16 protein-coding genes are annotated in these 13,619 nt (G+C 30.1%); 13 read left to right on the plus strand and 3 right to left on the minus strand.

Annotation, left to right across the window (positions count from 1 at the left end; all coding sequences use genetic code 11):
* Positions 1-147: 147 nt before the first annotated feature.
* Positions 148-1,353 (minus strand): putative multidrug effflux MFS transporter TcaB, encoded by a 1,206-nt coding sequence (locus tag KA883_RS12985; RefSeq protein WP_046207574.1) that lies wholly within the window; start codon positions 1,351-1,353, stop codon positions 148-150.
* A 257-nt stretch (positions 1,354-1,610) separates the two neighbouring features.
* Here KA883_RS12985 and KA883_RS12990 point away from each other — a divergent pair, with 257 nt between their 5' ends.
* Together KA883_RS12990 and KA883_RS12995 are read left to right on the plus strand one after the other, a co-directional pair.
* Positions 1,611-1,991 (plus strand): GtrA family protein, encoded by a 381-nt coding sequence (locus tag KA883_RS12990; RefSeq protein ID WP_019468817.1) that lies wholly within the window; start codon positions 1,611-1,613, stop codon positions 1,989-1,991.
* Between the two features lie 244 nt (positions 1,992-2,235).
* Positions 2,236-3,105 carry a cation diffusion facilitator family transporter gene (locus KA883_RS12995; RefSeq protein WP_019468818.1) on the plus strand — a complete coding sequence of 290 codons (870 nt, stop codon included), beginning with the start codon at positions 2,236-2,238 and terminating at the stop codon, positions 3,103-3,105.
* 341 nt (positions 3,106-3,446) lie between these two features.
* Here the strand turns inward: KA883_RS12995 and KA883_RS13000 are convergent, their stop codons facing one another.
* Positions 3,447-3,809 carry an aggregation-promoting factor C-terminal-like domain-containing protein gene (locus KA883_RS13000; RefSeq protein ID WP_019468819.1) on the minus strand — a complete coding sequence of 121 codons (363 nt, stop codon included), beginning with the start codon at positions 3,807-3,809 and terminating at the stop codon, positions 3,447-3,449.
* A gap of 358 nt (positions 3,810-4,167) precedes the next feature.
* Here KA883_RS13000 and KA883_RS13005 point away from each other — a divergent pair, with 358 nt between their 5' ends.
* On the plus strand, positions 4,168-4,854 hold the full coding sequence (locus KA883_RS13005; protein ID WP_040030126.1) for a 2,3-diphosphoglycerate-dependent phosphoglycerate mutase: 687 nt from the start codon (positions 4,168-4,170) through the stop codon (positions 4,852-4,854).
* A gap of 179 nt (positions 4,855-5,033) precedes the next feature.
* Here KA883_RS13005 and KA883_RS13010 read toward each other — a convergent pair whose 3' ends face one another.
* A complete protein-coding gene (locus tag KA883_RS13010; RefSeq protein ID WP_017722768.1) occupies positions 5,034-5,138 on the minus strand; it encodes a putative metal homeostasis protein in 105 nt (34 codons plus the stop codon).
* Positions 5,139-5,359: 221 nt separating this feature from the next.
* On the opposite strand from KA883_RS13010, the gene KA883_RS13015 reads away from it, so the two are divergent.
* From KA883_RS13015 to KA883_RS13060, 10 genes are all read left to right on the plus strand, one after another.
* Positions 5,360-6,808 (plus strand): MDR family MFS transporter, encoded by a 1,449-nt coding sequence (locus KA883_RS13015; protein ID WP_210140011.1) that lies wholly within the window; start codon positions 5,360-5,362, stop codon positions 6,806-6,808.
* Positions 6,809-6,927: 119 nt separating this feature from the next.
* Positions 6,928-7,257 (plus strand): ASCH domain-containing protein, encoded by a 330-nt coding sequence (locus KA883_RS13020; RefSeq protein ID WP_019468822.1) that lies wholly within the window; start codon positions 6,928-6,930, stop codon positions 7,255-7,257.
* Between the two features lie 238 nt (positions 7,258-7,495).
* The gene (locus tag KA883_RS13025; RefSeq protein ID WP_019468823.1) at positions 7,496-7,864 is read left to right on the plus strand and encodes a DUF4467 domain-containing protein; all 369 of its coding nucleotides are present in this window, start codon (positions 7,496-7,498) and stop codon (positions 7,862-7,864) included.
* Between the two features lie 29 nt (positions 7,865-7,893).
* On the plus strand, positions 7,894-8,502 hold the full coding sequence (locus tag KA883_RS13030; RefSeq protein ID WP_046207576.1) for a DsbA family protein: 609 nt from the start codon (positions 7,894-7,896) through the stop codon (positions 8,500-8,502).
* Positions 8,503-8,715: 213 nt separating this feature from the next.
* On the plus strand, positions 8,716-10,245 hold the full coding sequence (gene adcA, locus KA883_RS13035) for a zinc ABC transporter substrate-binding lipoprotein AdcA (protein WP_046207577.1): 1,530 nt from the start codon (positions 8,716-8,718) through the stop codon (positions 10,243-10,245).
* 183 nt (positions 10,246-10,428) lie between these two features.
* Complete coding sequence (locus KA883_RS13040; protein ID WP_210140012.1) at positions 10,429-10,944, plus strand: YceI family protein; 516 nt, start codon at positions 10,429-10,431, stop codon at positions 10,942-10,944.
* 124 nt (positions 10,945-11,068) lie between these two features.
* Positions 11,069-11,647: a helix-hairpin-helix domain-containing protein gene (locus tag KA883_RS13045; RefSeq protein WP_037539911.1), complete on the plus strand. Its 579-nt coding sequence runs from the start codon at positions 11,069-11,071 to the stop codon at positions 11,645-11,647.
* 15 nt (positions 11,648-11,662) lie between these two features.
* A complete protein-coding gene (locus KA883_RS13050; protein ID WP_046207578.1) occupies positions 11,663-12,136 on the plus strand; it encodes an SRPBCC family protein in 474 nt (157 codons plus the stop codon).
* A 76-nt stretch (positions 12,137-12,212) separates the two neighbouring features.
* The gene (locus tag KA883_RS13055; protein WP_046207579.1) at positions 12,213-12,389 is read left to right on the plus strand and encodes a hypothetical protein; all 177 of its coding nucleotides are present in this window, start codon (positions 12,213-12,215) and stop codon (positions 12,387-12,389) included.
* A gap of 243 nt (positions 12,390-12,632) precedes the next feature.
* Positions 12,633-13,451 carry a formate/nitrite transporter family protein gene (locus tag KA883_RS13060; RefSeq protein ID WP_046207643.1) on the plus strand — a complete coding sequence of 273 codons (819 nt, stop codon included), beginning with the start codon at positions 12,633-12,635 and terminating at the stop codon, positions 13,449-13,451.
* Positions 13,452-13,619 lie beyond the last annotated feature (168 nt).

Here is a 13,619-nt window from a genome sequence, read left to right on the forward strand (position 1 = left end):
AAAAGACGCCACTAAATGGCATGTTGAAACATGAATTTAGCGGCGTCTATATTAATTTTTTAACCTAAGTTTTCCAAATCAATACATATGTTATTAAATTAATTGTGAATGTTGGTAATGCTTTGAATGTATTTTTTAAGCTGTAATTCATGTTATATGCTTATTAATAAGAAAGGATTTTAACCCAATTTCTAACGCAATGATTAACACTGCAGTGATTAGTAAAATAATCGTATATGGTAAGATACTGTATTCACCTTGTAATCCTACTAATGGAGACATAATACCACCAAGTATAAATTGAAATAGACCTAGTAAACTGGAAGCATTACCACTACCACCAGTACGAGCTTCCATTGCTAATGCAAAGCTTAAAGGTCCGATACCTGTTACAGGACATACATTTAAAAAGAATGCGATAATTAATACCCATAACGGCAAATGCAGTGTTAATGCCACAATAATAAGTACAACGCCAATTATTTGAACGATTGTTAACATAATTAGCAAAAAGTAGCGATTCATATATGCCACAAGTTTGGCTGTAAGTTGACTCATAATAATAAGGCCAATGCCGTTAAAAGCAAACAAATAACTAAATTGTTGAGGCGTCATGTCATAAATTTTTTGTGTAATAAACGGTGCCGCTGATGAAAAACTAAATAACATTACGTACGTTAAACCTTGTAAAATCATTGGAATAATAAATGCAGGTGTTTTTAACAAATGAGCAAAATCTTTAAAAATAACTTTGAAATTAAGTTTTGCTCGATTTGGTTGATGTGTTTCTTCTAAATGGCGAATCGACAAAAATAAAATAATAACACTTACGATGGTCAGAATTACAAATACTGCTTTCCAATTGGATATCGTTAGTGCGTATCCACCTATGATTGGCGCAATAATCGTAATGATTCCATTAATTACGAGTAATGATGCTAGTCCTTTAGCTAACGCTTTTCCTTCATGCTGATCCCCCATAGTAGCTTTGGCGATTACTATTGCACCTCCGCCAGTTAAACCTTGAACTAGTCGCAAAGTGAGTAAGACACCCATGGAAGCTGTGAAAACCGCCAGTAAAGAAGCGAGCGCATAGATTGAAATGATAAATAAAGCAACTTTTTTTCGTCCGTATGTATCAGACAAAGGTCCAAATATAAATTGTCCAATAGCAAGACCAATCATTGCAAATGATAAAGTAAGCTGTGCTTGAGATACAGATGTACTAAAGTCATGTTGCACATTCGGTAATGATGGCACATACATATCTATGGTTAAAGGACCAAATGTAGTCATGATACCTAACACAATAATGACCATAATTGGCAGTTGACGATTTGAAATCTTGTCCATGTTTGAAACTCCTTTAAAATACTCTCTAATACTTAATTATAAACATGTTATCTCGTTTTGTAACTACTTATAAAAGTAATATATTAAATACCATGTATACTTAAAAGCGAGCATATTAATTGAGCTCGTTGTAATTATTAATATAATACAAAACATACATTTATATGATAAAGTATTATACTAGATATAGCGCGTTAATAATATGTTTTTAATAGCAATTATTCAAAAAGACATGGAAATTTACTAAGGAGTAAAAAATGAATTTGACTAAAACACACTATGAAGTGATTAAATTTGTGATTGTAGGCGGTATGAATACTTTAAATTATTACATTGTCTATCTTTGTTTATTGAAGTTATTAGAAATGAATTATTTAGTTAGTCATATCAGTGGATTTATCATTAGTTTTGTTATTTCTTATTATTTAAATTGTTACTTTGTTTATAAAGTGACACCAACTTGGAGTAAATTCCTAAAGTTTCCATTAACTCAAGTTGTCAATATGGGCATGCAAACTTTATTATTGTACATTTTTGTACAATGGTTTGGTATATCATCTGTGATAGCACCTTTTGCAGGGCTTATCATTACGATACCTATAACATTTGTGCTCTCTAAATATATTTTGAGAGATTAGTTAAATGATTAATAGACCAACATTTTAAATATAGTTATTTTTATGAGATCAAGTTTCGGAATCAAAAATATGATTTGTTTCAAACTTGGTCTCTTATTTTTGCTCAATTTTATAATTAATATTAGGATTGGCTAAAAAAATAATTAGTTTATTTATATTAAATAATTTTTGAATAAAAATCGTTGTAAATATGTTTGTATTGAGTCATAATAAGTATTCAATCATACTGAAGGTGGAACGTAAGATGAGTCAAAAAGAAAAATTGGAAACAGCACAAAAAGGTGCCTTTTTAAGTTTAATCGTCTATATCATATTATCAGTGACTAAATTTATTGTAGGTTATTTATATGATTCTGCAGCTGTAAAAGCAGATAGTTTAAATAACATGACAGATATTATTGTTTCTTTGGCCGTAATTATTGGGTTGAAAATTTCTATTAAACCTGCAGACCAAAACCATCCATATGGACATTTGAAATCTGAAAATATATCATCATTACTCGTGTCATTTATTATAATGTTTGTAGGTATTCAAGTCATTATAGAGAATGTTCCTGAATTATTCACAAACGAACATCATACTCCTAATATTATAAATATTTATGTCAGTGTCATTAGTGGTTTGATTATGCTAGCTGTGTTTTATATTAATCAAAGAATTGCTAATCATACCCAAAGTAGTTCTCTGAATTCTGCAGCTAAGGACAATTTGTCGGATGCGTTAGTGAGTTTAGGAACTGCAATTGGTTTAGTATTTACACAATTTGGATTTCCAATCATTGATACGATATTAGCCATTATTTTAGGCTTACTTATAATATATACTGGTTTTGGTATCTTTAAAGAATCAATTTTTACATTAAGTGACGGTTTTAACGAGCAAGAATTAGAAGCTTATAAAAATTATGTGTTAGAAATTGAAGATGTAATAGAAGTACAAAATATTAAAGGTCGTTACCACGGTAGTAGTGTTTTTGTAGATGTAACGATTGTAGTAAAATCAGATTTGTCTTTAGAGGAAGCACATCACATTTGCGACAAAGTAGAACAACATATGCATAGCAAAGGCATTTCTTCAGTTTATGTGCATCCTGAGCCACAGTCAATACAGTAACTAAGATGTCGAGAAAGTAAATAATTTTGATTATTATCATGACTTATATTCATATTAAGTTAATAAACTACTAAAGGATAACCTGAATTAAGGTATTTAATGAATATTGATGTATAAACTGAAATTTTATTAGCTTATTTTATAGTAAAAAAAACGAGTGGAACAGAAATCTATTTTTATCAAAAAGATTTCACTGCTCCACCCTGGCAAGAATGACTAGAATTTTAAAAAAATATAGAGGAACACCTGAGATTCAGCCCATGCATAAGCCCCACTAACTCAATAAATTGAGAAGTGGGGCTTTATTTTTTTACATATTGAAGAAATGCATAAAATTCGTTTTACCACCAACCATTTGCAGCACGGAATTCAATTGCTGCATCAATTGAGCCATAACGTTCTTCAGCGTATTGAATCATACCTTTTGTTTGTTCAGTTACAGATCCAGTACCCCAAGCTTCCTTCGTTTGTCCTAAACCTCTATATCCTAATTCATTCACCGCATCTGGGTTACCGCTTGATTCTGGCATTACAATGTTATCCCAAAGTGCTTTTGTACCACCAGCAGCAATAAATTCACTATATACATCATTGTTTGCTTGAGTAGTTTCTGCAGCATCAGCTGTAGATGTATTTGAAGTTAAACCAACACCAGCAGTAGCGATTGTTACTGATGCGAATGAAGCTAATAATAATTTTTTCATTTGAAAAATCCTCCTAATAATTGTTTGTTTTAAATAATTTCAAATTGTATTTGTTAATCTGCATAGTTGTTTTAAAAGTGCTTATTTTTGTCTGTCGTATTGCTCGGTTTATCAACGTTTACAACTATAACATCATTTTTTTATAGACAGGTTACAGTAAAATAAAAATAAAAAGTCATTTATGAATAAATGAATACAATCATTTCAAAATTTAGTGTAAATTGTTATAATTTTAATGTATGGCATGAGAAATTATAGATAAAGTATTGTCGTAACAAGATTTATATCTGTATATCACTGTAATATTTTTGTAAAACGGGTGATAATATAATTTTATTCAATGGAAAGAAGGAATATTATGCCAAAATTAATTTTATGTAGACATGGACAAAGTGTTTGGAATGCTGAGAATCTATTTACAGGTTGGGCTGATGTAGATTTATCAGAACAGGGAAGAACTGAGGCAGTAACGTCGGGAAAAAAATTAAAAGAACAGGGTATAGAGATTGATATCGCCTTTACGTCTTTATTACAACGCGCCATTAAAACTACATTTCACTTATTAGATGAATCTCAACAGTTATTTATTCCTGTTATTAAATCTTGGCGCTTAAATGAGCGTCATTATGGTGGATTGCAAGGTTTAAACAAAGATAAAGCAAGAGAAAAATTTGGAGAAGAACAAGTACATATATGGAGACGTTCATATGACATAGCACCACCTGAACAAAGTGAAGAACAAAGAAAAGACTATTTAAATGATAGAAAATATGAACATTTAGATAGAAGAGTTATGCCTGAATCAGAAAGTTTGAAAGACACGTTAATTAGGGTGATTCCTTATTGGAACGACCAAATTTCACAACAGTTATTAGATGGAAAAACTGTGCTTGTTTCTGCACATGGAAATTCATTACGTGCATTAATTAAGTATTTAGAAGATGTATCAGATGAAGATATTGTAGGATATGAAATTAAAACTGGAGCGCCTTTGATTTATGATTTAACAGATGATTTAAAAGTAATAAATAAATATTACTTATAGTTTTTCAATAAATGTAAGTAAAAAAAGACCTCATAAATAGATAATGAATCGTTTAAATAAAATAATGGCTGATCCTGAAGTATATAAATGTATATTTTCAGGAATCAAGCCACATTTTAGAAGTAATGCGACAAAACCAGAAACAAATTACCATTGGTTTTGAAGTGTTACTTCTATTTTTATTTATTGCGCTTATGTTGTTGGATAATTTTGCGTGCACGTTTCCGTGTTTTAATATTAGGACTATTTAAATTACGACGTGCTGTTTGTAAATCTAATTTCATGGTGAGGACCTCCTTTATCTATAGATATTATGTAAGAAAAAACCTGAAATGTAAATAGTAATTATTACGATTTATAACTATTTTTTAAATCTCTCAAAATAAAAGATTAAAATAAAACTAATATTTTAAGTATTTTTAATGATAAATTAAACTAAAATATGTATAATGCAGAAATGCGACTAAAAAGAGTTGATAAATTAATAGAAAATAGGAGTACAAAAATGGATCAAAAGACGAAAATTATAATGATTTTGATGATGTTGTGTGGTGGATTTTTCGGATTATTAAATGAAACCTTATTAACTACAGCATTACCAAGCATAATGAAAGATTTTAAAATAGATTACACACAAGTACAGTGGCTTACTACGGCCTTTTTATTGACCAATGGTGTAATAATCCCATTGTCAGCAATGATTATTCAAAGATACTCAACAAGAAAAGTATTTTTAACTGCAATATTTATCTTTTTTTTCGGGACTTTAATTGCAGGATTTAGTCCAAACTTTTCTGTTTTATTAAGTGCAAGAATTGTTCAAGCACTTGGTTCTGGTATCATGATGCCACTGATGATGACGACGATCTTAGATGTATTTGAACCTCATGAAAGAGGTAAATATATGGGGACTTTTGGTTTGGTGATTGGTTTAGCTCCAGCAATTGGTCCGACACTGTCTGGTTATTTAGTAGAGTATTTAAATTGGCGTTCATTATTCCATGTCGTTGCTCCAATAGCTGCACTTACTTTCATTGGTGCACTTAAATTCGTCAAAAATGTTGGTACTAATCGAAAGACACGTATTGATATTTTATCAATAATCTTATCTGTGTTCGGTTTTGGTGGTTTGCTATACGGTACAAGTTCAATTTCTCGTGATGGCTGGAACGATCCAATTGTATGGACTACTGTAATTGGTGGCATTATTTTAGTTGCTGCTTTTATATTTCGTCAAACACGTTTGGAAAATCCACTGCTTGATTTTTCAGTATTCAAAGATAGTCAATTTGCCGTAGGTATTATCATAATGGCTTTTACCATGATTTCAATGATTGGTTCTGAAACTGTGTTACCGATGTTTGTGCAGAATATTATGAATGACTCAGCACTTCAATCAGGATTGATTTTATTACCTGGAGCTATCGTAATGGGGATTATGTCAGTGATTTCAGGTTTACTCTATGAAAAATATGGTGCTAAAATATTAGCATTCATTGGTATGTTTATTGTAGTTGTAACAACTTCTTATTTTGTAATCATGGATGAACATACTTCATCAGCGATATTAGCAACTGTATATGCTATTCGTATGATTGGTATCGCACTTGGTTTAATGCCATTAATGACACATACAATGAATCAATTAGCGCCAGAAATGAATGCCCATGGTTCATCGATGACAAATACTATACAACAAATATCTGCATCAATTGGTACAGCAGGTTTGATTACAATTATGAGTCAGGTTGCTAAAAACTACACACCAAATATGTCTGAGTTTAAAGATATGAGCCAAAAACAAATGACAGCAGAAATTCAACATCAAGCATTGTTAAGTGGGTATCACGGTGCCTTTTGGTTTGCAGTCATTATATCAATTATCAGTTTAATAAGTGTGTTTATGTTGAAAAGCAAAAGACAACTTAAATTAGAAGAAAAGAATGCTGAATAATTAAATTTGCGACATCGTACTGCATTAAGCGAAATTGTCTTGTAAATGATATTAATATTATGATACTTTGATATCAATATAAATATTATGAATGGAGCGTATGGATTATAGAACACTCGATGCATTTAAATAATGAACCTTTTCAATTAATGAAAAACGAAGTCAAAACGATTGAAATTAGATTGAATGATGAAAAAAGACAAGAAATTAAAAGCGGCGATTATATTGTATTCCAAAATTTAATGAATGAAGAAACATTAACAGTCCAAGTTAAGGAAATTGTAGTGTTTTCTTCGTTTCAGTCACTGTTGAATCAATATACAAATGAAGAAGTTGGAGCGAAAGCAGATGATCAACTTTCTCAAAAATTAGCGGCTATATATCAAATTTATTCACAAACAGATGAACTTAATTACGGTGCATTAGCAATCAAAGTGGCACTAATATGATGAAAATGAAATTAATTGAGTTATAGCTAGGATAAAGTTGTACCATAGGTGAAAATTTAATTTTTTACGGTAAATATGACACTTTCGTTAAATTCATTTATGAATGAATTTTTCGGAAGTGTTTTTATATAAATATAAAAATAATGTTATAGTTCTAGCACATCAAAGATTTTCGTTGTAAGATAAAACTTATGGTTAAATAATATTAGATATGAGAAGTAATATTAGGAGTGTAAATATGAAAAAATTAATGACGATGGTGTTCATTTCAATAATCATTATAGCTGGGTGCAGTAGTGGGAAATATGCTGATGAGATTGACAAAGCAGTGCATCAACAGAAAAAACAACAAAAGATTTTAGCTGATAAGCAAAATGGCGATGTGGAATCTAAGTTTGAAAAAAAGAATGCGAATATCTATGTGTATGACAAAGGTAAATATGTGACTATTGCTTATAAACCATTAAAAGATGATGATGAAGTTCATTTTTATACATATAAAATAACAGATGGTAAAGCACATTACTTAAAAAACTTTAATTCAAAATCATATTCACATGCACATGATGCGGATTATAAAGAAGAAAATATGAACTTAGAAGAATAAAACAAGATAAGAAGGTGTGTTTTTAACAAATGAAGAAATGTTGGTTAAGTTTGTTATTAATGGCAGTAGTCATTTTTGTTTCCGCATGTTCGAATGACAATCAAAATGTACATCAAGATGACAAATATGGAAAAGGTGGAAAGATTAAAATTATTGAGTATGGTGATTTTAAGTGCCCATATTGTAAAAAAGTAGAAGAACATATTATGCCTAAATTAAAAAAAGAATATATTGATACGAAAAAAGTAGATTATCAATTTGTTAATATGGCATTTTTAGGAAAAGATTCAATTATAGGTTCAAGGGCAGGTCATGCAGTAAGGCAATATGCACCTAAACAATATTTAAAATTTCAAAAGTTAATGTTTAAGCAACAACCGAACTCAGAAAAAAAATGGATTACCGAACAACTCGTTGATCAACAAATAAATCAATTGGAAATTTCAAATGATAAAAAAGAAAAGATAAAAGCGAGTTATAAAACAAAAGATAGTAAATCATGGAAAGCAGCCGAACAAGATCAAAAACAATATAAAGAAAACCATATTGAAACAGCACCTACAGTTTTTGTAGCAGGTAAAAAAGTAGAGGACCCGTATAAATATAAGAACTATAAAAAAATACTTGAAGAAAGTTAAATATTAAAATTTAGATTTAAACTTTAATATCAAAAGCCCGTTCCTGAACGTTTTATAAAACATTTAGGAACGGGCTTTTTAGTTTATATGAAAAAGAAGGACTAACTTATTAAATCGAAACAATTACGAAAAAATCAAAATATGTATTGCATATCTCGAAAAGTACAGTTATAATTTTAAATCGTAATGATTACTATCTGAGGAGGAATAAGAATGAAAAAGTCAATATACATACTGTCATTTGTCATTATATTAGCGATCATCGTTACTGCTTGTAGTGCCACAAAGTCTAACGAATCAAAAGATAATGACAAAATAAAAATTAATACTACTGTATTTCCATTAAAATCATTTGCCAATCAAATAGGAGGAAAGTATGTTTCAGTTAAATCTATTTATCCTACTGGTGCAGATTTACATACATATGAGCCAACACAAAAAGATATTATGAATGCGAGTAAAGCAGATATGTTCCTGTATACAGGTGACGATTTGGATCCTATTGCTAAAAAAGTGGCAGCAACAATTAAAAAGGATGATAAAAAGGTATCGTTAGGAGATAAAATTGATAAAAGCGAATTATTAACTGATCAACACGACGAAGAACATGGTCACCATCATGAACATGGACATCATCATGGCGGCTATGACCCTCATGTATGGTTAGACCCAAAATTTAATCAAGTCTTTGCAAAAGAGATCAAAGATAAATTAATAAAGCAAGACCCTAAACACAAATCTTATTATGAAAAGAACTATAATAAGTTGAAAGAAGATTTGATGGGCATAGATCAAAAAATGCAAAACATCACTGAAGATAAGCAAGGTAATACCGTATATATATCACATGAATCTATTGGTTATCTTTCAGAAAGATATGGATTTGTCCAAAAAGGTATACAAAACATGAATGCTGAAGATCCATCTCAAAAAGCATTAGCAAAAATTGTGAAAGAGATTAATGATTCAGGCGCAAAATACATTTTGTATGAAGCCAATGTTTCTAATAAAGTCACAGATACGATTCGCAAAGAAACAAAAGCAAAACCATTGAAGTTTAATAACATGGAGTCATTATCAAAAGAACAAGCAGAAGATAATAAACTGACATATCAATCCCTAATGGAAAAAAATATAAAACATCTTGATATGGCATTAAATGACGATGTTAAAACAGATGATGAACACGCACATAATAAACATGAAAAAGCAATTGCTGATGGCTACTTTAAGGATAGTCAAGTAAAAGATAGAAAATTAACTGATTATGAAGGAGAATGGCAATCAGTTTATCCGTTTTTAAAAGATGGCACGTTAGATGATGTCATGAAACACAAAGCAAAAGAAGATAATCAAATGACTGCAAAAGAATATAAAGCATATTACCAAAAAGGATATAAGACAAATATTAGTAATATAAATATTACGGAGGATACGATTACTTTTAAAAAAGACGGTAAGACCTTAACTGGCCAATACAAATACGATGGGAAAGATATTTTGAAATATGAAAAAGGTAATAGAGGTGTCAGATATTCATTTAAACGAGTAGGCGATAATAAAGATTTACCAAAATATGTACAATTTAGCGATCATAATATTGCACCTAAAAAAGCAGAACATTTCCATATATTTATGGGAGATAATAAACAAAAAGTATTAAAAGAATTAGACAATTGGCCAACATATTACTCAAGTGAATTAACAAAAGCACAAATTAAAAAAGAAATGTTAGCACATTAAAGTCTAAATCAATGTGTGGATTTAAGTGAAATTAATTATTTATATAGATAATGAGTAAAATTTTGTTTTACGGGAATATTTTTCATAGAAACACAAATATGAGCTTTTCTATTGATATATAAAATATACCTGATATAATAAATGTATCAATAGAAAGTTAATAATTTGGAGGTATGAATTTTTATGACAAAATTTAATTTTGATCCAGCACATTCAGTAGTAGAATTTTCAGTTAAACACCTGGTGATTTCAAATATAAAAGGTAGATTTAATGAATTCGAAGCTTCACTTGAAGGAGATTTAAATGATTTAAGTACAATTAAAGGTGGTTTAACAATCAAAGCAGATTCAATTGACACTCGCGTTGGTGATCGTGATAATCACTTAAAAAGTGGTGATTTCTTAGATGTTGAAAACTACCCTGAAATTAAATTTGATGTAACAAAAGTAGATGGAAATTCAGTTACTGGTAATTTAACAATTAAAGATGTAACTGAAGAAGAAACTTTTGAATTATCATATGAAGGTCAAAGTAAAAACCCATTAAATGGAGCTACAACAGCAGGATTCATCGCTAATGGCACAATTAACCGTGAAAAATATGGTGTGACATTTAACCAACCACTTGAAACTGGTGGCGTAATGATTGGTAAGTATATAAACTTCCAAGTAAGCCTTGAATTTGCATTAGAAGATTAATAACAAAAATTATAGTAAAAAGGTCCAAGACTGATGTTTGTCTTGGATCTTTTTTTGTTATATAAAATTTAAAATCTTCTTATGCGGGTATAAAGTATTAAAAAGGGGGATTTCAGTGGCAACAATGTTACCTAAAATTGGTCGTCCAGCAACGAATGCGTTAGCTTCGATCGGTATAAATACTTTAGAAGAATTAGCAAAATATGAACGAACTACTATATTAGATACTCATGGCGTAGGACCTAAAGCGATCAGCATATTAGAAAATGCGTTAACAGAAGCAGGACTATCATTTAAAAATGAAGCGGCTTCAGAATTTCCATTTGAAATGGTTGGAGATTTAGGGTGTGATAATGCACCCAAACGGCGAATCATGTTAGATTTTCTAATTGGATCTGCATTAGCTGATAAGAATAAGTTATCACAAACAGTTGTGTCAAATTTCAAGTGGCAAGTGCCTGGTGCTTTTGAATTGAACAGTTTAGATGAATTTCACAATGAAATTGAAGCGCATAAAGTAGATATTAAAAGAATAGAAGTGACGCATAATTTAACACACGGAAAGTTTGGTGCAATGCATGGTACTCAGTTAAATAGTGATGGCACAGCAGTCTACTTTGCGGATTTTATTGAGTTTGAAAGCAATCGTAAAAATGCCAAAATTAAAACAGTGACATCTTATGTAATTATGAATGATGAATAAAAAGGAGCGTTTTAAGTGAGTATAGAAGTAAATGAAAATAAAATTATATTTAAAAGAGATTTTGAAGCAACTGCAGAAGAAATATTTGACGCATATACTGAGCAGTCTTTATTTGAACAATGGTTTCACCCTCAAGGTGCAACAACAAAAGTGTTCGAATTTAATATTGTGACTGGAGGTCAAGCGTTTTTTGCAATATATACTGATCAAGGTACAAGTTATACATTAACAAAGTATAATGAAGTCAAAGCACCTTATTTAATTGATTATAACGATTACTTTACTGATAAAGAAGGTAATATTGATAAAAATATGGCTAGTATGCGTAATGTCATTCAATTAGAACAGAAAGGTGAGAATTCAACACGTATTATATCCACTGCAGAACTACCAGATCCTAAATCAGCACAACAATTACTTGATATGGGTGTAGAAGCGGGTATGAATAGCACATTTGATAATTTAGAAACACTTTTAAAAAATAAATAGTCATAGATATGTAAGAATTGAAACACTTGTACACTTTAGCTTTTAGTTATAATAAAAGTGAAAAGAGGTGAGTGTATTGAATAAACGTTATTTAAAAGTATTAGGGTTATATACGATAAGTACGCTTGTACCAGCTATGATGTTAAATGAAAAATGTTTAAGTAGCAGTACATTCAAATGGTTATTACGTACTTTAACAGGCTATGGTATTTTTGCTTATGGCCTACATATATTAACAAAATTTAAAAAATAACAGCAAGCAGCGCGATTAAGTTAGAGCTATCCACGCTCCAATATGAGCGCAAATTCGTTATGAACTGTCTCTAATATTTGGAGTGAAATAAAGACACTTTCGTTGAATTCACATTAATAAGAATTTATACGGAGGTGTTTTTTTATGTAAAATAGAAGTACGTCTATTAAATTTGAATAAAAAATAATACAATGAATCTGTAAGTTTGAAATCTAAATATTTTAAAGGGGAAGGGTGTCGATGTTGATAGAGAATAATAAAGCCATCAAAGATACATATATGTCAGGCGAAACAATTAAGAACATTAATAATCAAGTTCAAATGAAGGATGTAATGTTTGACCAAACACCTGGACGTTATGCATTAAAATCGATTATGTCTGGATTTTTGTTAGCCATTGTAACAGTTTTCATGCTTGCAATAAAAACACAATTTGATGGTGCAAATGAAGGACTCATTAACTTAATAGGCGCTATTTCATTCAGTTTAGCCTTAGTATTAATCGTACTAACACATTCAGAATTATTAACGAGTAATTTTATGTATTTAACAGTTGGATGGTATTATAAACTTATCGGTATGAACAAGGCGTTACTCATCATGTTAGTATGCTTCTTTTTTAATATTATTGGAGGTATTGTATTATTTGGGTTAATGAAGTTTACGCCTATAATGACAACGGAAATGGTGACAAGTTTAACAACGCTTGTAGATGGAAAGACCATAGATACGACATGGTATGCCATTTTAGTAAAAGCCATTTTCTGTAATTTCTTCATAAATATTGGAATTTACGTATCAATTCAATTTAAAGATGGTTTATCTAAAGCTTTCTTCATAGCCTGTGGTGTTATTGTCTTTGTATTTATGGGTTATGAACACGTAGTATTTAATGCAGGTTTATATGCTGGTATGGTTTTTTATAATCTTGACGCTGTCGCATGGCTACACGTTTTAAAAAATATAGTCTTTGCTTTTATAGGTAATTATATTGGTGGAGGTATATTTGTTGGGCTGGTTTATGCTTATTTAAACGGTAAACGCGATAGTTTGCGCAGTTGATTTTAAGATAAAGTAGAAAGACAATGCGGTTTCGTTAATGAAATCGTATTGTCTTTTATTTTTTATCTATAAAACAAAAAAATTGACTCATTTATCAAGAAACCATATTGTATTACTGTAAATTAATGTTTGAGATTTAATAAAATGAAGCTTTAAGAGAAACGCTAA

The organism is Staphylococcus sp. GDY8P54P (genome assembly GCF_017892645.1).
Classification (GTDB): Bacteria; Bacillota; Bacilli; order Staphylococcales; family Staphylococcaceae; genus Staphylococcus; species Staphylococcus ureilyticus.

Excerpts from the sequence above, each read along its gene's own strand:
- KA883_RS12985 (WP_046207574.1), bottom strand. The coding sequence starts at position 1,353 with ATGGACAAGATTTCAAATCGTCAACTGCCAATTATGGTCATTATTGTG.
- KA883_RS12990 (WP_019468817.1), top strand. The coding sequence starts at position 1,611 with ATGAATTTGACTAAAACACACTATGAAGTGATTAAATTTGTGATTGTA.
- KA883_RS12995 (WP_019468818.1), top strand. The coding sequence starts at position 2,236 with ATGAGTCAAAAAGAAAAATTGGAAACAGCACAAAAAGGTGCCTTTTTA.
- KA883_RS13000 (WP_019468819.1), bottom strand. The coding sequence starts at position 3,809 with ATGAAAAAATTATTATTAGCTTCATTCGCATCAGTAACAATCGCTACT.
- KA883_RS13005 (WP_040030126.1), top strand. The coding sequence starts at position 4,168 with ATGCCAAAATTAATTTTATGTAGACATGGACAAAGTGTTTGGAATGCT.
- KA883_RS13010 (WP_017722768.1), bottom strand. The coding sequence starts at position 5,138 with ATGAAATTAGATTTACAAACAGCACGTCGTAATTTAAATAGTCCTAAT.
- KA883_RS13015 (WP_210140011.1), top strand. The coding sequence starts at position 5,360 with ATGGATCAAAAGACGAAAATTATAATGATTTTGATGATGTTGTGTGGT.
- KA883_RS13020 (WP_019468822.1), top strand. The coding sequence starts at position 6,928 with ATGCATTTAAATAATGAACCTTTTCAATTAATGAAAAACGAAGTCAAA.
- KA883_RS13025 (WP_019468823.1), top strand. The coding sequence starts at position 7,496 with ATGAAAAAATTAATGACGATGGTGTTCATTTCAATAATCATTATAGCT.
- KA883_RS13030 (WP_046207576.1), top strand. The coding sequence starts at position 7,894 with ATGAAGAAATGTTGGTTAAGTTTGTTATTAATGGCAGTAGTCATTTTT.
- adcA (WP_046207577.1), top strand. The coding sequence starts at position 8,716 with ATGAAAAAGTCAATATACATACTGTCATTTGTCATTATATTAGCGATC.
- KA883_RS13040 (WP_210140012.1), top strand. The coding sequence starts at position 10,429 with ATGACAAAATTTAATTTTGATCCAGCACATTCAGTAGTAGAATTTTCA.
- KA883_RS13045 (WP_037539911.1), top strand. The coding sequence starts at position 11,069 with ATGTTACCTAAAATTGGTCGTCCAGCAACGAATGCGTTAGCTTCGATC.